Origin of the sequence: Actinophytocola xinjiangensis, assembly GCF_001921215.1 — a bacterium.
Taxonomy (GTDB): Bacteria; Actinomycetota; Actinomycetes; order Mycobacteriales; family Pseudonocardiaceae; genus Actinophytocola; species Actinophytocola xinjiangensis.
Genome location: NZ_MSIF01000008.1, coordinates 298706 through 314507 on the forward strand (window position 1 = coordinate 298706; position 15802 = coordinate 314507).

Genomic DNA, 15802 nt, shown 5'->3' on the forward strand with positions numbered 1-15802 from the left:
CGCTACGTCCAAACGCACTAGCGGGTATCTGTCGGCGACGGTCAAACCGCCGGCGCAGTCTAGACACACCAAGGCGCACAACGCCATCCGTTCCCATGTGACGAACTCCGAAGATCATCATGAATCGGCGCCACCAGCGTTTTCCGGACACCGCCGAGATTCGGCCGCGAACGGTATTGACTGCGGACCGTTGTGCACTGTTTGATTCTGCCCCGTCGCGCGGCGTACACCGACATACATCGGCACTTCCAGCCAGGAGGAATTGGTTCAGTGGCGGACATCCGGCTCACTGCTTCATCCACCATGCCCGCCGCGGTCGAGGTGATCGACTGCACGTTGCGCGACGGCGAGCAGACACCGGGGGTCTGGTTCACCGTCGAGGAGAAGGTGGAACTGGCGAAACTCCTGGCAGAGGCCGGTATCGGCCTGCTGGACGCCGGTTTTCCCGGCGCGTCGGGCGCGGATCTCGAAGCCATGCAGGAAATGCGCCGTTCGGGTGTTACCGCGAGGATCGGCGCCACCGCCCGCCCGCTGCGCGCGGACATCGCCGCCGCCGCCAAGGCCCAGGCGCACGAGGTCTTCATGTTCTTCCCGACCAGCGACCTGCGCCTGCGGGAAACCCTTGGTATGAGCCGTGATCAGGCCATCCGTACGATGCGAACCGGGATGGACGAGGCGCTCGGCGAGGGCATGGGCGTGAACCTGGTGTTCGAGGACGCCACCCGCGCCGACCCCGAGCACCTGGTCCGGCTGGTCGACCAGACGTGCGCACCGGGCACCGTCACCCGGCTGGTGCTGGCCGACTCGGTGGGCTGCGCGCACCCGGACGGGATGCGCCGGCTGGTCAGGACACTGGCCGAACGCCTGGACAACGGCATCGCGATCTGCACCCACGCGCACAACGACTACGGCCTGGCCACCGCGAACACCCTGGCGGCGGTGGACGCCGGGGCCCGCGCGATCACCTGCACGGTCAACGGGATCGGCGAACGGGCCGGCAACGCCGACCTCGCCGAGTGCCTGGCCGCGCTGACCCACCTCTACGGCGTGCGGCACGGCGTGCGCGGTGAGGCGCTGCCGGAGCTGGCCGGGTTCGTCGAACGGGCCAGCGGAATCCACATGAGTGCCACCAAACCGGTCACCGGGTACAACGTGTACCGCCACGAGTCCGGGGTGCACGTGGACAGCATGCTCAAGGACACCCGCAGCTACGAGATGCTGCCGCCGGGGTGGACCGGCCAGGACCGGGGTTACGTGCTGGGCAAGCACTCCGGGACCTCGCTGGTCCGCCACATCCTCGGCCAGACCGATCCACCGCGCGCGGTGGACGACGACCTGGCGCGGGCGCTGGTCGACGTGGTGAAGCAGGCGGTGGAGAGCGGCGGCAAGGCCGGGCACGAGCGCGCCTACAGCGCCAAGCAGGCGTTCACCGAGGACGCGCTGGCCGGGGTGTCGCCGGAGCTGCTGATCGCCGAGTACGACCGGCTGGCGAGCACCTCGTGAGCGGGCGCACCCTCAGCGACAAGGTGATCGACGCGCACACCGTCGACGAGCACGACACCAACCTGTTCCGCCGGGTCACGGTCGACGCGGTCCTCGGCCACGACGCCACCACCGCCCTGCTGATCGACGACTTCGAGCGGCGCGGAGTGTCCATCTGGGACCGAAGCAGGGTGTTGCTGGCCAACGACCACTTCTCACCGCCCGCGACGGCCGAGCGGGCCGACATCTCCAACCGGTTCCTGGCCTTCGCCCGCGAGCAGGACATCCCCAACCTCATGCTGGACCGGGGGATCTGCCACCAGCTGCTGGTGGAACACAGGCTGTGCCAGGCCGGCGGGCTGATCGTCGGCGCCGACAGCCACACGGTGATGGCCGGCGGCATCGGCGCGTGCGCGACCGGCATGGGCGCCACCGACATCCTGTTCACCCTGGCCACCGGGACGACCTGGCTGCGCAGGCCGGAGACCATCGCCGTGCGGCTGCACGGGGAACTGCCGGCGCAGTCCGCCGGCCGCGACGTCGTGCTGGCGCTGCTGGCCGTGCTCGGCGAGAGCGGCGCGCAGTACCGGTCGCTGGAGTTCCACGACGAGTCGACGACCCGGCTCGGCCAGGACGACCGGTTCGCCATCGCGAACATGGCGGTGGAGATCGGCGCGAAGTTCGGTGTGTTCGTCCCGGACGAGGTCACCGAGGACTACTACCTCCAGCGCGACGGCGAGTTCCTCGGCACCCCGGTGCGCCCGGACGCCGACGCGGTGTACGAGCGGGTGATCGACCTCGACCTGAGCGGGCTGGACGCGCGGGTCGCCAAGCCGTGGTCGCCGGCGAACGTGGTGCCGCTGCGGGAACTCGAACCGGTGCGGATCACCAGTGCCTTCCTGGGTTCCTGCGCGAGTGGGCGACTGTCGGACATCGCGGCCGTGGCCGAGGAACTTGCCGATCGCAAGGTGCACCCCGAGGTGCGGTTCGTGGTGATCCCGGCGTCGGTCGCGGTGTTCCAGCAGGCGCTGCGCGCCGGCTACGTCGAGACGCTCACCGAGGCCGGCGCGATCGTCAACCACTCCAGCTGCGGGGCGTGCGGCGGCATCGACAAGGGCGTGCTCGGCGCGCAGGACGTGTGCGTGTCCAGTTCCAACCGGAACTTCCGGGGCCGGATGGGCCACTGGCAGAGCCGGACCTACCTGGCCAGCCCCAGAACCGTGGCCCGCGCCGCGATCCGGGGTGTCCTGGCCCCCGACCTGTACGGCACGCGGGAGGACTCGTGAACCCGATCTCGGGCCGGGTGTGGCTCTTCGGCGACGACCTGAACACCGACGTCATCCACCCGCCGGCGTTCTACAGCCTGGACCCGGACAAGGTCCGCCGGGGCCTGTTCCACGGCTACGACCCCGAACTGCAACCCAACCTGGAGCCGGGGGACGTCGTGGTCGCCGGCCGCAACTTCGGCTGCGGCTCCAGCCGGGAGACCTCGATCCGCGCGCTCAAGCTCAACCACATCGGCGCGGTGATCGCCGTCGACTTCGCCCGGATCTTCTTCCGCAACGCCACCAACAACGGCCTGCCCTGTCTGACCTTCGACGACCCGGCCGACCTGGAGCGGCTGACCACCGGCCAGCGCGTGAGCGTCGACCCGGACCGGGCGAGGCTGCGCACCGGGGACGGCACCACCATCGCCCTCACGCCTCCTGGCGAGTTCGTCCGTCAGATCTGGGCCGCCGGGGGCCTGCTGGAGCTGCTCCCGAAGTCCTGACCGGAGGCCGCCGCGCGCACCAGGTCCAGTGCCTCATCCACGTGGACCTGGTGGGACCGGTGGCTGAGCAGACACATCCGGATCATCGTCCGCTCGTGGACCGTGGTGGCCGACAACGACACCGTGTTCGCCGCGTGCACCCGCTCCAGCAGGCGCCGGGTCGCCTCGTTGCCGTCCACCGACCGGAAGACCGCCGTGGACAGTGGCGGCGGCCACGGCGCCGCGACACCGGGGGTCTCCCGCAGGACCTCGTGCGCGTGGGCGGCCAGGTCGAGCATCTCGTCCAGGGTGGCGCGGAAGGCGTCCACGCCGTGCAGGTGCAGCGGCAGCCACAGGCGCAGGCCACGGAACTCGCGGGTCAGCTCGGCGCCGAGGTCGCCGTAGTTGGGCAGCACGGCGTCGTCGCCGGTCAGGTACGGGGCGTCCTCGGCGTGGGCGGCCCGCAGCGCCGCGAGGTCGCGGACGAGCAGGACACCGGTGCCGTAGGGCAGGAACAGGCCCTTGTGCGGGTCGAGCGTGACGGAGTCGGCCTCACCGATCCCGGTGAACAGGTCGCGGCCCCGGCGGGTGAGCTGGAAGAAGCCGCCGTAGGCGCCGTCGACGTGCAGCCACAGGTCCTCGCGGCGGGCGAGCGCGGCGAGGTCGTCGAGCCGGTCCACTGCGCCGGTGGAGGTGGTGCCGGCATTGCCCACCACCAGGAACGGGCGCAGCCCGGCCGCGCGGTCCCGCGCGATCATCCTGGCGACGGCCGGCACGTCCATGGTCAGCTCGGCCGTGGACGGCACCACGCGCACGTGCCGCAGCCCGGCGATCCTGGCGGCCTTGGCGACACAGAAGTGGGTGTGGTCGCTGACGTAGAGCACGCCGTCGCCGAACTCCTCGCCAAGGTGGCGGTGGCGGGCGGCGACCACGACCGACAGCGTGCCCATCGACGCGCCGGTGGTGATCACGCCGGAGGAGCCCTCCGGCAGGCCGAACTCGGCGCACAGCCAGCGCAGTACGCCCTGTTCCAGGGTGACCAGGCCGGGGGCGGCCCAGGCCACCGCGGTCTGCCGGTTGACCGCGCGGGCCAGCATCTCGGCGATCGCGCTGGACATCAGCCCGCCGCCGGGGACGTAGGCGAAGAACCGGGGGCCGGCGGTGGACATGGCGTGCCCGGCGGCCTCGCCGAAGGTGGCCAGCAGGTCCTCGAAGCGGCCGGGGGCGGCCGGTGGGGGCTGGCCGAGCCGGTGGGCCAGTGCCGCCGGCAGGGCGGGGCCAACCGCCGGCGCGTCGTCCAGGTCGCCGAGGAAGGAGGTGACGAACCGGCCGGCGGTCTCGATCCACTCGCCGACGGTCCGCTCGTCCGGGTCCAGCACGGACCTGGTCACCGAGCCAGGCTGCATGTCCACTTAGGACACTCGGTGCGGAGCAGGCCGTAGAGGGCGAGGTCGCGGCGTCGGCCGTCGCGGACCCGGGCACCGCGCAGGACGCCGTCGAGCTGGAAACCGGCCTTCTCCAGGACGCGCCGGCCCGACTCGTCCTCGGCGTCCACCCCGGCCTCCACCCGGTCAAGACCGGTCGTGTCGAACAGGTGCCCGGCCAGCATCCGGTGCACCGCCACCGCCACGTCCCGCCCGGCGGGAACCAGGTCGGCGGCGATCGTCCAGGCGGCACAGCCGAACGTGTCACCGTGGCCGACGGCGTGCCAGCGAACCACGCCGAGCAGGTCACCGGAGGCCTCGTCGAGCACCGCGGCCGTACTGGGCGTGCGGGGCGCCTCCGGGGAGAGCCGGTGATCGCGGTCCACCCGGAACGGGTCATCGCCACCAGCGGCGACAACGCGACGGTCGCCGGGCCTGGAGGTCGCGAGCAGCACGCCGCCACCCCGCACGAGCACCTCCCGCTCGGCGTCGGCGGCGTCCAGGTCGGCACGCATCATGCTGTACATCAACAGGTCCCGGGGCACACCGGCCCGCCGCACCACCCCGCGGACCCGGCCCTCCAGCCGGAACCCGGCACCTTCCAGGCCGCGCCTGGCCGGCACGTTCTCCGGGTCGGTCACCGCCTGGATGCGGTCCATCTCGGTGGTGTCGAACAGGTACCGGGCCAGCAGCAGGCCGCCGCGCGAACTCAGGCCCCTGCCCTGGACGGTCGGCAGCAGGTGGAACCCCTGGTTCCAACCGATCCCGGCCACCGAGACGATGTGCGGCACCGGCCGCCAGCTCATCGTGCCGAGCACCTCACCGGTCTCCACCAGCACCAGACCGGCCCACGAGCGCGGAACCGTCAGCGGTATCGGCCGGTCGTCCGGATCGGGGTCGAAGGTGTCGTCGCACCGTTCCAGGACGGATTCCCGTTCACCGTCATGGAGTTCGACAAGGGCAAGGACGTCGTCGCTGGCCAGGACCGTCCGGCCGGGAATTGTCACGGGCAGCATAGTAGTCCGGATTCGGTGTGGGGCAAGGAAAAACTCTCAGTGGATCATCTCAGCTGGCCCGCCGCCACCCTGTGGCGACACCGGCGCCGCCCAGCACTCCCAGCGCGGCGAACACCGCGATCGCCGTCGACGGGTCGCTGAACTGGGCGAGGACACCGGCCAGCAGCGCGCCCAGCCCCTGGGTCGCGCGCACCACCGCCAGCGCCAACCCGTAGGCTTGGCCCCGAACCTCGTCCGGAACCGTCCTGGTGAACGTCGCGACGGCCACCGCGTCGTGCCCCGACAGCAGCCCGCACACCGCGCACGCCGCGACGACCAGCACCAGCCCCGGCGCCACTCCGATGGGGAGCAGCACGGCGCTGGTGGCCACCGCCAACGGTCCGAGCAGGACCAGCCGGCGTCCCGGCGGCACCAGCCGGGTGAGCAGCGTCGCGCCCAGCGCGCTGCCGGCCGGGTGCGCGGCCAGCAGCAGCCCGACCGCCGCCGTGCCGACGCCGATCTGGTCGGCCAGCGGGACCGCCAACCCGGCCGGCACGGTGTAACAGCCGGCCAGACAGCCGAAGGCCATCAGGTACCGCAGCCGCCGGTCACGCCACACCAACCCCAGCAGCGACCCGAACGACGCCAGCAGCGCCGGGCGCCGGTCCGCCGCCACCGGCGGGTGCGCGCCGAGTCCCAGCGCGACCAGCACCGCCGCGACGACGAACGTGCCGGCGTCGATCAGCAGCGCCCACGCCGGCCCCAGCCAGGCCACCAGCGGGGCGCCGGCCGCGTACCCGCCGAGGATGCCGACCTGCAACGCGGTGAACGTCAGCCCCATCCCGACCTCGTAGCGGTCCCCCGGCAGGATCGTCGGCATGATCGCCGCGCGGGCCGCCTTGTAGGGCGCGCCGGCCAGCGGCACCGCGAACACCAGCACCCCCAGCGCCCACAGCGGCAGCCCGGGTAACGCCATCAGCGCGACGACCCCCGCGCGGACCAGATCGCAGACGATCATCGTGGTGCGCCGGGGGTAGCGGTCGGCGAGCCCGGCCAGCAGCGGCCCGGCGACCAGTTCGGGCAGCAGGGTCAGCGCGTAGGTGAGCGCGGCCATCGCCGAGGAGCCGGTGCGGTCGAACACCAGCACCGCCAGCGCGACCCGGGCCATCTGGTCCCCGGCGATGGACACCACGTGGGTGCCGAACAGCACCCGGAACTCCCCGACGGCGAACACGTCCCGGTAACTGGCGGCCCGCTCGCGGTTACGCATTCGCGGGAGTATGGACCATCCCGTTGTGGTGAGGGTTACAGGTCCGAGCCGCTCCAACCGCCTACGCTGTTGCAAGTAGGTCGCAGTAGCGAGGATCTGGCGGGGGGCATGGGACTGACCACGGCCGTCGACACCGGACCCGACCCGGACGACCTCGACGACGACGTTGACGACGACCTCGACGACGACCTCGACCACGCCGCCCGCCGGCGCTCCACCGCGCTGTGGATCGGCGGGCTGACCGCCGGTCTGCTGGTGACCCTCGTCCTGGCGGTCGGCCTGGGCGCCGTGGCGATCTCCCCGGCGACGGTCGCGCGGATCGTGGGCCACCACCTGGTCGGCTGGCCGGGCGAGGTCAGCGCGACCTCGGCGGAGGAGTCGATCGTCTGGCGGGTGCGGCTGCCCAGGGTGGTGCTGGGCCTGCTGGTCGGCGCCGGCCTCGCGGTGTGCGGGGTGGCGTTGCAGGCGATGGTCCGCAACCTGCTGGCCGACCCGTACCTGCTGGGCGTCACCTCCGGCGCGTCGACCGGCGCGGCGGCGGCCATCCTGTTCGGACTGGGCGCCGGGTTCGGCGAGAACGCGCTGTCGGCCAGCGCGTTCCTCGGGGCGCTGGCCGCCTCGCTCGCGGTGTTCCTGGTGGCCAGGGCCGGCGGGCGGATCACCTCGCTGCGGCTGCTGATGGCCGGCGTCGCGGTCGGCTACGCGCTCTACGCGGCCACCAGCTTCCTGATCTTCGCCGCCGACTCGGCCGAGGGCGCCCGGTCGGTGCTGTTCTGGCTGCTCGGCTCGCTGGGGCTGGCCCGCTGGTCGGTGCCGCTCGCGGTGGTGGCCGTGGTGGTGTGCCTGAGCGTCGCCGCGCTGATGGTCTGGGGCCGGAAGCTGGACGCGCTGGCCGTCGGCGACGAGACCGCGCACACACTCGGGGTGCCGCCGACCCGGTTCCGGGTGCGGCTGCTGGTCGTGGTGGCGCTGTGCGTCGGCGCGGTCGTCGCCGCCTCGGGCGGCATCGGGTTCATCGGGCTGGTGATCCCGCACGTCGCCCGCCGGTTCGTCGGCGCGGCGCACGGCCGGGTCATCCCGGTGGCGGCGCTGATCGGCGCGATCTTCCTGGTGTGGGCCGACGTCGCGGCCCGCACGCTGCTGGAGCCGCGCGAGCTGCCCATCGGCATCATCACCGCCCTCGTCGGCGCCCCGTTCCTGCTGATCCTGGTCCGCCGCTTCCACGCGACGAGCACCTGACCACCGAGGAGACCGATGACCTTCCGCCCGCGCGTTCTCGTCCTGACGCTCGCCATGGTCGCCACCGCGTGCGGCAGCGCCGACAGTGGTGCCGACAGTGGTGACGCACCGGCCGGCGCCGGCGGATTTCCGCTGACCGTGCGCAACTGCGGCGCGGAGGTCCGGTTCGACGCGCCGCCGGAGCGGGTCGCGTTGCTGGAGAGCGCGCCGGTGACGATCCTGGACGGGCTGGGGGTGCTGGACCGGGCGGTGCTGCGGGCCGGCGCGTTCCCCGAGGAGTACTACGACGAGCCGACCAACCGGGCGATCGCCGGCATCGAGTCGCTCGGCGAGAACGTCGACACCAGCGGGCATCTGCAGCTGTCCCAGGAGTCGATCATCGCCCAGCAACCGGAGCTGGTGCTGGGCCTGCCCGACGGCATCACCCGGGAAAGCCTGTCCGGCAACGGGATCAACACGCTGGTGCAACCGGTGTACTGCCCCGACGACGTCGACGCGACGACCTTCGACGACGTCTACGAACAGATCGAGACCTACGGCACGGTCTTCGACCGCGCCGAGCGGGCCACGACGATGATCGCCGGGCTGCGGGAGCGGGTCACCGAGGTCGAGCGGTCGGTCGAGGGGCGCCCGCAGCGCACGGCCGCCGTGCTGTACCCGACCGTCGGCGGCGGAAGTGGTTACGCCTACGGCAATCGGAGCATGGCCCACCCGCAGCTGGCTGCGGCCGGCTTCACCAACGTCTTCGGCGACGTGGACGAGCGGGTCTTCGAGGTCACCACCGAGCAGCTGATCGCCGCCGACCCCGAGGTGCTGGTCCTGCTGCACACCGACGGCGACCCCCGCGAGGTCCGAGGGGCGGTGGAGTCGCTGCCCGGCGCGCAGAGCCTGCGCGCGGTGCGCGACGGCCAGATCCTGGTGCAGCTGTTCAACTTCACCGAGCCGCCGACCCCGCTGTCGATGGACGGCCTGGAGCGCATCGCCGACCACTTCGGCGCCTCCCGGTGATCACCGCCGACGGGGTCTCCTTCGGCTACGGCCGCGCCCTGGTCCTCGACGACGTCGGGCTGACCGTCGAGCCGGGTCAGGTCGTCGGTCTCATCGGCCCCAACGGCAGCGGCAAGACGACGTTGCTGCGCACCCTCTACGCCTCGCTGACCCCGCGCGCCGGCCTGGTCACCCTCGACGGGCGTCCCCTGGCCGGTCTCGAACCCCGCGCGCTGGCCCGGCGGCTGTCGGTGGTGGCCCAGGAGGGCGCCGCCGAGCTCCCGCTCACCGTCGCCGACACGGTGCTGCTGGGCCGTTCCCCCCACCTGGCGACCTTCCAGCGCCCCAGCCGCCAGGACCACCGCATCGCCGCGGCCGCGCTGACCCGGGTCGGCGTGCGGCACCTGGCCGACCGGGTCTTCGCCGGCCTGTCCGGCGGTGAGAAGCAACGCGTGCTGATCGCCAGGGCGCTGGCGCAGCGGGCCGACCACCTGCTGCTGGACGAGCCGACCAACCACCTGGACATCCGCTACCAGCACGAGGTCCTGTCGCTGGTCCGCCGCCTTGAGGTGACCACGGTGGTGGTGCTGCACGACCTCAACCTGGCCGCCCGCTACTGCGACGAGCTCGTCCTGCTCGACGGCGGCACGGTGGCCGCCACCGGCACCCCCGACGCCGTGCTGCGCCCCGAAGTGCTGGAGCCGGTCTACGAGATCGGCGTGCACCGCATCCCCACCGACGACGGTGTCCAACTGCTGTTCCGCCCGCTCGACGAACAGGATCCGACATGACCGCCCAGGACAACATCAACCGCTACTGGACCGGCCGCGCCGACTCCTACGACGCCCACCACGTCGACCAGCTCGCCACCCCGGCGATCCGTGCCGCCTGGGAAGACGTGTGGCGCACGGCGCTGCCCACGCCGGGGCGGGTCCTCGACGCCGGCACCGGAACCGGGCACGTGTCGCTGATGCTGGCCGGCCAGGGCCACGACGTGGTGGGGATCGACCTGTCCCCCGGCATGCTCGCCAAGGCCCGCGAGAAGGCCGCCGCCCTGCCGAACCCGCCCGAGCTGCGGGTGGGCGACGCGGTGGCGCCGGAGTTCCCGCCGGGAAGTTTCGACGCCGTCACCAGCCGCTACGTCCTGTGGACCCTGCGCACCCCGGAGACGGCCCTGCGCCACTGGCGCCGGCTGCTGCGCCCGGGTGGCGTCCTCGCGGCGGTGGACAGCACGTGGTTCCCGGGCGGGGTGCACCCGTCACCGGGTCCTCGGGCGCTGGACGACCTGCCGACCTTCCGCGACCTCTACGACCGCGATGTCCTGTCCCTGCTCCCGCTCGCCGAGGCGTCCTCGATCGAGGCGACCGCCGACCTCGTGCGCGCGGCGGGTTTCAGCGACGTGGTGGTCACCCCGCTGACGGACATTCTCGAACTGGACCGCCGGTTCGGGGTGGCCGACGGCCACGAGATCCAACTCCAGTTCCTGATCACCGGTCGGGCGACGTAAAACAGGACAATTTCTGGACACATTTCCCCCCGATTTATCTATTGCCTTCCACGGCCCGCATCTGCGAAAGTCGAGACGGCACTGAAGGGGGGAACCCATGCGGGTCGTGGCCGTCATGAACTACAAGGGTGGCGTGGGAAAGACCACGGTCACGGCCAATCTCGGCGCGCTGGCCGCCCGTCGCGGCCAGCGCGTACTCCTGCTGGACCTCGACCCGCAGACCAACCTGACTTTCTCGTTCTTCTCGATTGACGGCTGGCACGACCAGCTCAAGGACAAACGTACGATCCGCCAGTGGTACGACGCCGAGATTCCCGGCCAGAACACCCCGCTGTCCGAACTCGTGGTCACCCCGGACCGGGTGAACAGAGCCGTTGGAAACAATTCCGGGCAGCTCGACCTGATCTCCTCCCATCTCGGTCTCATCGACATCGACCTGGAACTCGCCGCCCGGCTCGGCGGGGCGACCACGCTCGACGGGTCGAAGAAGAAGTTCCTCGACCTGCACGACAGCCTGCGGCAGGCACTGACCGACCCCTACTTCGACCGCTACGACCTGGTGCTGATCGACTGCGCCCCGAACTTCGGCCTCGTCACCAAGACCGCGATCGTGGCCAGTGAGTTCATCCTCGTGCCGGCGAAGGCCGACTACCTGTCCACCCTCGGGCTGGAGTACCTCGTCGGCCACTGCACCGAGCTGATGGAGCAGTTCAACGACTTCGTGAACCACAAACGCGACGGGCACCACCAGCCGGTCAGGACCGACTTCCTGGGGGTGGTGTTCACCATGGTGCAGATCTACTCCCAGCAGGTCACCCTCGCCCAGCACCACTACATCGAGGAGGTGCGGTTGAACTCCGTGGTCCCCGTGCTGGCGAACAAGATCCGCAACAGCCCGCGACACTTCGGCGACGCCGGCGAGACCGGTGTGCCGGCGATGCTGCGGGCCGGCGGGCGCGACGACGTCCTGCGCGAGTTCGACGGCCTGACCGACGAGGTGCTCGGTGCGCTGGCCCTGAGTGGTTCCCGGTGACCGGCCTGCGCGAGGTCCTCGCGCTCCAGGCCAGGGTCTGGACGTTCCTGGAAGGACTGGACGACGCCACCGTCCTCGCGATCATCGACGGAACGACGACGCTGACCACCACCGGCGCCGCACCGACCGGGAAACAGGCCGGGGAACCGGCGAGGGAACCAGCCGGGGAACCGGCGATGACACCCCAGCGGCTGGCGCTGCGCCTCGGGACGCTGTCCGGCGAGCGGGAGCGGCACGCCCTGCTGGACACGAGCGGGCTGACCACCACGGAGCTGCGGCAGGTCGCCAGGCTGTGCGGCCTGCGCAACTACAGCCGGCTGCGCCGCGACGACCTGGTGACCCGGCTCGCCGGCCACGACCAGGCCCCGGCCCCCGAGCCGGCGGCCGACCCGCCGCCGGCTCCGCCACCGACACCACGACCGACACCGACACCGACACCGCGACCGACACCGCGACCTCGGCCTGAGCCGGTGGCGGAGCCGGTGGCGGTGCCGGGGGCGGAGGCGTCGCGGATCGACGCGGCGGCGGTGGCGGCGACGCTGCGCGCGACCGAGACCGAGGAGCAGGGCGCCGACTACCTGCGCTCCCAGGAACTCGGGCGCGACGACCTGCTCGCGGTGGCCGCCGAACTGCGGCTCACCCGGGTCGACCGGCTCAGCCAGCCGGAACTGGCGAGACGGGTGCTCAAACAGGCGATCGGCGCCCGCCGCAAGTTCTCCGGGCTGCGCAAATGGTGAGGCCCGTCGCCGAGGAGACGCCGACCGATCCCGGCGCCCGCACGATGCACCTGATCGGCGGCCGGCGGGTCACGGTGTCCGACCTCCAGGCCGCCGGGCTTCTGCCCGCCGGCACGAGGCTGCGGTTCGACCGCAAACGGATCGGCACCAGCTTCGAGGCGACCGTGACCGACCAGGGCCGGATCCGGCTCGACGCCGGCGGCGAGGAGTTCCGCTCGCCCTCGCGCGCGGCGGCCGTGGCGGCCGGCATGCGCGCGGTCGACGGCTGGCGGGCGTGGCAGCTGGCCGGCCAGGACCGGCTGCTGGACTCCGTGCGCCAGGACTTCCTCGACCAGGCCATCGCCACGGTCGCCGCCGACCGCCGGAACGCGACCCGGCAGTGCGTCCACGAGCGGCTGCGGCGGGCGCGCGGCAACGCCGACGGCGGCACCCCGGAACGCGTCTCGGTCAGGGACCTGCTGGCGCTGTGGGGCGCGGCCGACCGGGGCGAGCAGGTGGGCCGGATCGAGGCGGACCTGGCCAACCACGGGCTGGTCACCTCACCGAACTTCCGCGCGGTCACCCTCGACACGGTGGTCGCGCTGAGCACACCACCCGACGACGAGGCGGCGACCGCCGAACCGGCCACCGCCGAGGACCGGCCGGTCACCGGCGACGACGAGGGCGACACGGACCTCGACGTGCGCCTGACGGTCGGGAACCTCTCGCCGCTGCGGGGCGTCGAGTCGGTCGCCCCGAACAGCACCCTGGACGAGGCCGTCACCAAGATGCAGCTCAACGACTACTCGCAGCTGGCGGTGCTCAACGGCCCGCGCAACCTGCGAGGAGCGGTGACCTGGCGCTCGATCGCGCTGGTGGCCCGCCAGCGGTCGGCGGGAACCGTGGCCGAGGCGATCGACCCGCATGTCGAGCTCGTCACCTACGACCGGGACCTCGTCGAGGTCCTGCCCCTGCTGCGGCAACGCGAGTTCGTGTTCGTCGCCGACGAGAGCCGGTCCATCGCGGGCATCGTCACCACGGCCGACGTGGCCCGGCACTTCGGTGTGCTGGCCACGCCGTTCTTCCAACTGGGCGAGATCGACCAGACGCTGCGCTGGGTCCTGGGGCGTGCCATGGACATCGGGACCGTGCGGCGGTTGTGCACCAGGGCCGTGCGCGGCTTCGACGACCTCACCCTGGGCGACTACCAACGGATCCTGGAGAACAAGGAGGCCTGGGACGCCCTGGGGTGGCCGCTGGACCGGCCCAGCTTCATCGCCCGGCTGGACGAGATCCGCCTCATCCGCAACAAGGTCATGCACTTCCACCCGGACCCGATGCCCGAGAACGTGGTCGACACGCTCCGGCGGTTCACCAACCTGCTGCACCACTACCGCGAGCCGGCCTAGCGCGGATCGGTCAGATCCGGTTCTCCGGGGGGAAGCCGGTCCACCGCAGCTCCGGCGGCAGGTGGCTCATCTCGTTGTACATCACCAGGGTCGGCGGGCGGTGCGGGGCGTAGCGGATGACGGTCAGCGCCGCGTTGCAGTGCTGGACGCTCAACCAGCGCCACGGCGGTGTCTCCTGCGACGCCCTGACCAGCCAGCCGATCAGGTACAGGTGGGTGACGACCAGGTCGCGGCGCGGCCGGTCCCCGGCGCACGGGCCGGTGAACTCGGCCACCGCCCCGGCCGCCAGCCGGGCGCCGTTGTCCCGGTCGGCTTCCGGGAACTGGTCGAGGAAACCCAGGTACGCGTCGGCCGACCCGGCGGGCAGGTCGGCCCGTCCGGGGACGTGCGGGACGTAGTCCCCGGCCAGCTCGGTCCGGTGCGGTGGCGCGCCGGTCCTGGCGGCGAGGATCGCGGCGGTCTCGGCGGCTCTGGCCAGCGGACCGTGGTGGACGGCGTCGAACTCCGTGCCCGCCAGGCGTTCGGCCAGCAGGGTGGCCTGGCGGCGGCCCGCGTCGGTGAGGGTCGTCTCGTCGGGGGTGGCCTCGGCGTGGCGGGTGAGGTACAGGTACCGGGTCGCGGGCACGGCGGGTCCTCTCCGGGAGCGGGTTCTCCTGGAGTATGGACGCGGCGTTCACCGGCGGCGCAGGTCGGGGTCGGCGCGCAGCAGGTCCTGGAACCTCGTGGACAGCGTGGCGGCCAAGGCGGGGTCGATGAGATCGGTGCGGTAGCTGAAAACCCCGCGGTTCCCGGTGACCGACAGGCCGAGGTCGAACTTGGACGCCCCGGACTCCTGGGGAAGGCGCCGCACGGTCAGGCCGGGCCACGACGGGGTGTCACCGGGCGGCTCGTAGGAGAACATGATCTGGAACAGCGGCAGGCTGCCCAGACTGCGCGGCGGGCGCAGCACCTCGACCAGCCGCTCGAACGGGACGTCCTGGTTGTCGTAGGCCGCCAGGCACACCTCGCGGACCCGGCCCACCGCCGCCCGCAACGTCGGCCGCCCCGACAGGTCCGTGCGCACGGCCAGCGAGTTGACGAAGAACCCGACCAGCGGCTCGGTCTCCGGGCGGGACCGGCCGGCGGTCGGCAGGCCGACGACCACGTCGTCGACCCCGCCGACCTCCGCCAGCACCAGCTGGAACGCCGCCAGGTAGACCATCGTCGGCGTGACCCCCTCGACCGGGACACCACCGCCGGGCACCGGGAACTCGACCGTGCCGGCCGGGCCGCCGAGGGCGTCGGGGCGCGGCGCCGTCGGCAGGGCGTGCACGAGCGGCGCGCCGGCCAGGTGGCTTCGCCAGTACGCCTCCTGCGCGGCGCACTCGGCGCTGGTCAGCCAGTCCCGTTGCCACACCGCGTAGTCCGCGTACTGGATCGGCAGCGGCGCCAGGTCCGGCGGCGCCCCGGACAGCTCCGCGCGGTACAGCTCCGCCCAGTCCGCGCACAGCACGTCCATCGACCAGCCGTCGGACACGATGTGGTGCATGTTCAGCGCCAGCACGTGGTCGCGGTCGGCGACCCGGATCAGGTGCGCGGACACCAGCGGCCCGGTGGCCAGATCGAAACCCCGGGCGGCGTCGGCGGCCAGACGTGACCGCACGGCCTCCGGCGGGAGTTCCTCGTAGGTCAGCACCGGCGCGGCGGTCGCCGTCTGGTACGGCTGCCCGTCCTGCTCGCCGACCACCGATCGCAGGATCTCGTGCCGGTCGACCAGCGCGTGGAAGGCCCGCTCGAACGCGGCCCGGTCCAGGTCGCCGGCCAGCCGCAACGCCTCGGGCATGGTGTAGGTGGGGCTGCCCGGTTCCAGCTGGTCGAGGAACCACAGGCGTTCCTGCGCGCTGGACAGCGGGGCCCGGGCACCGGGCGCGCGGGGCGGGATCACCGACCCGCGCGCCAGGTCGGCCAGCCTGCCCAGCAGCCCGGCCCCGGGCGAGGACGTGGCGGCCAC

15 protein-coding genes are annotated in these 15802 nt (G+C 72.4%); 10 read left to right on the plus strand and 5 right to left on the minus strand.

All coding sequences use genetic code 11. From position 1 onward, the window contains the following. The first annotated feature begins 303 nt into the window (after positions 1-303). Genes BLA60_RS18790 through BLA60_RS18800 form a run of 3 tightly spaced genes read left to right on the plus strand, consistent with a single transcriptional unit; the run spans position 304 to position 3253 of the window. The gene (locus tag BLA60_RS18790) at positions 304-1503 is read left to right on the plus strand and encodes a LeuA family protein (protein WP_075134208.1); all 1200 of its coding nucleotides are present in this window, start codon (positions 304-306) and stop codon (positions 1501-1503) included. Then, complete coding sequence (locus BLA60_RS18795) at positions 1500-2768, plus strand: 3-isopropylmalate dehydratase large subunit (RefSeq protein ID WP_075134209.1); 1269 nt, start codon at positions 1500-1502, stop codon at positions 2766-2768. Before BLA60_RS18790 ends, BLA60_RS18795 begins: the two co-directional genes overlap by 4 nt. After that, complete coding sequence (locus tag BLA60_RS18800) at positions 2765-3253, plus strand: LeuD/DmdB family oxidoreductase small subunit (RefSeq protein ID WP_211288775.1); 489 nt, start codon at positions 2765-2767, stop codon at positions 3251-3253. Before BLA60_RS18795 ends, BLA60_RS18800 begins: the two co-directional genes overlap by 4 nt. On the opposite strand, the gene BLA60_RS18805 is transcribed toward BLA60_RS18800, so the two are convergent. The 3 genes from BLA60_RS18805 to BLA60_RS18815 are packed head-to-tail and all read right to left on the minus strand — an operon-like array spanning position 3205 to position 6921. Then, positions 3205-4623 (minus strand): pyridoxal phosphate-dependent decarboxylase family protein, encoded by a 1419-nt coding sequence (locus tag BLA60_RS18805; RefSeq protein ID WP_075134210.1) that lies wholly within the window; start codon positions 4621-4623, stop codon positions 3205-3207. The genes BLA60_RS18800 and BLA60_RS18805 overlap by 49 nt on opposite strands. Then, the gene (locus tag BLA60_RS18810; RefSeq protein ID WP_162292983.1) at positions 4620-5663 is read right to left on the minus strand and encodes a GNAT family N-acetyltransferase; all 1044 of its coding nucleotides are present in this window, start codon (positions 5661-5663) and stop codon (positions 4620-4622) included. Before BLA60_RS18810 ends, BLA60_RS18805 begins: the two co-directional genes overlap by 4 nt. A gap of 58 nt (positions 5664-5721) precedes the next feature. Continuing rightward, the gene (locus BLA60_RS18815) at positions 5722-6921 is read right to left on the minus strand and encodes an MFS transporter (RefSeq protein ID WP_075134212.1); all 1200 of its coding nucleotides are present in this window, start codon (positions 6919-6921) and stop codon (positions 5722-5724) included. A gap of 108 nt (positions 6922-7029) precedes the next feature. On the opposite strand from BLA60_RS18815, the gene BLA60_RS18820 reads away from it, so the two are divergent. From BLA60_RS18820 to BLA60_RS18850, 7 genes are all read left to right on the plus strand, one after another. Next, complete coding sequence (locus BLA60_RS18820; protein WP_084735073.1) at positions 7030-8160, plus strand: FecCD family ABC transporter permease; 1131 nt, start codon at positions 7030-7032, stop codon at positions 8158-8160. A 15-nt stretch (positions 8161-8175) separates the two neighbouring features. After that, positions 8176-9168, plus strand: a complete 993-nt coding sequence (locus BLA60_RS18825; RefSeq protein ID WP_084735074.1) for an ABC transporter substrate-binding protein — start codon at positions 8176-8178, stop codon at positions 9166-9168. Further along, positions 9165-9938 (plus strand): ABC transporter ATP-binding protein, encoded by a 774-nt coding sequence (locus BLA60_RS18830; protein ID WP_075134213.1) that lies wholly within the window; start codon positions 9165-9167, stop codon positions 9936-9938. The genes BLA60_RS18825 and BLA60_RS18830 overlap by 4 nt, the downstream gene beginning before the upstream one ends. Next, on the plus strand, positions 9935-10654 hold the full coding sequence (locus BLA60_RS18835; protein ID WP_075134214.1) for a class I SAM-dependent methyltransferase: 720 nt from the start codon (positions 9935-9937) through the stop codon (positions 10652-10654). Before BLA60_RS18830 ends, BLA60_RS18835 begins: the two co-directional genes overlap by 4 nt. 97 nt (positions 10655-10751) lie before the next feature. Next, positions 10752-11687 carry a ParA family protein gene (locus tag BLA60_RS18840; RefSeq protein ID WP_075134215.1) on the plus strand — a complete coding sequence of 312 codons (936 nt, stop codon included), beginning with the start codon at positions 10752-10754 and terminating at the stop codon, positions 11685-11687. After that, positions 11684-12424, plus strand: a complete 741-nt coding sequence (locus BLA60_RS18845; RefSeq protein WP_075134216.1) for a Rho termination factor N-terminal domain-containing protein — start codon at positions 11684-11686, stop codon at positions 12422-12424. Before BLA60_RS18840 ends, BLA60_RS18845 begins: the two co-directional genes overlap by 4 nt. Continuing rightward, a complete protein-coding gene (locus BLA60_RS18850) occupies positions 12418-13812 on the plus strand; it encodes a restriction system modified-DNA reader domain-containing protein (RefSeq protein ID WP_075134217.1) in 1395 nt (464 codons plus the stop codon). Before BLA60_RS18845 ends, BLA60_RS18850 begins: the two co-directional genes overlap by 7 nt. 10 nt (positions 13813-13822) lie before the next feature. Here BLA60_RS18850 and BLA60_RS18855 read toward each other — a convergent pair whose 3' ends face one another. Then, a complete protein-coding gene (locus BLA60_RS18855) occupies positions 13823-14437 on the minus strand; it encodes a histidine phosphatase family protein (protein ID WP_075134218.1) in 615 nt (204 codons plus the stop codon). 48 nt (positions 14438-14485) lie between these two features. Next, positions 14486-15802, minus strand: coding sequence for a condensation domain-containing protein (locus BLA60_RS18860; protein ID WP_075134219.1), 1317 nt, complete (start codon positions 15800-15802; stop codon positions 14486-14488).

Coding starts and splice junctions, on each gene's coding strand:
- BLA60_RS18790 (WP_075134208.1), top strand. CDS start 304: ATGCCCGCCGCGGTCGAGGTGATCGACTGCACGTTGCGCGACGGCGAG.
- BLA60_RS18815 (WP_075134212.1), bottom strand. CDS start 6,921: ATGCGTAACCGCGAGCGGGCCGCCAGTTACCGGGACGTGTTCGCCGTC.
- BLA60_RS18820 (WP_084735073.1), top strand. CDS start 7,030: ATGGGACTGACCACGGCCGTCGACACCGGACCCGACCCGGACGACCTC.
- BLA60_RS18825 (WP_084735074.1), top strand. CDS start 8,176: ATGACCTTCCGCCCGCGCGTTCTCGTCCTGACGCTCGCCATGGTCGCC.
- BLA60_RS18835 (WP_075134214.1), top strand. CDS start 9,935: ATGACCGCCCAGGACAACATCAACCGCTACTGGACCGGCCGCGCCGAC.
- BLA60_RS18840 (WP_075134215.1), top strand. CDS start 10,752: ATGCGGGTCGTGGCCGTCATGAACTACAAGGGTGGCGTGGGAAAGACC.
- BLA60_RS18850 (WP_075134217.1), top strand. CDS start 12,418: ATGGTGAGGCCCGTCGCCGAGGAGACGCCGACCGATCCCGGCGCCCGC.